This is a genomic window from Agrobacterium sp. 22094, from assembly GCF_052046015.1.
GTDB classification, from domain to species: Bacteria; Pseudomonadota; Alphaproteobacteria; order Rhizobiales; family Rhizobiaceae; genus Agrobacterium; species Agrobacterium cavarae.
On the sequence record NZ_JBQEPX010000064.1, the window covers coordinates 1 to 310 of the forward strand.

A 310-nucleotide genomic window follows, 5' to 3' on the forward strand; every position below is an offset into this window, starting at 1 on the left:
AATATTTGGTAATGGAACACAAACACGCGATTTCACCTATATTGATGACTGTATACGAGGAACGGTGGCAGCTTTAGAGACCAAAAAAAGTATAATAGGTGAAGTTATCAATATCGGTGGAAAGGAACAGGCTTCCATTTTAGACATCATTTCTATTTTAGAAAAAATATCAGGGAAATCAGCAACCAAAAAATTTCTAAAATCAGTTCCTGGGGAACCGAAGCAAACATGGGCAGATATATCTAAGGCCAATACATTACTGCAATATTCTCCAACAGTTTCTCTATCCGATGGGTTGGAAGCAGAATTT

1 protein-coding gene is annotated in these 310 nt (G+C 36.8%); it reads left to right on the plus strand.

Annotated elements, in window-relative coordinates:
* Positions 1–310 (plus strand): GDP-mannose 4,6-dehydratase (locus tag ACTJK5_RS23180; protein ID WP_440613343.1); only part of this gene is annotated, 310 nt, incomplete at both ends.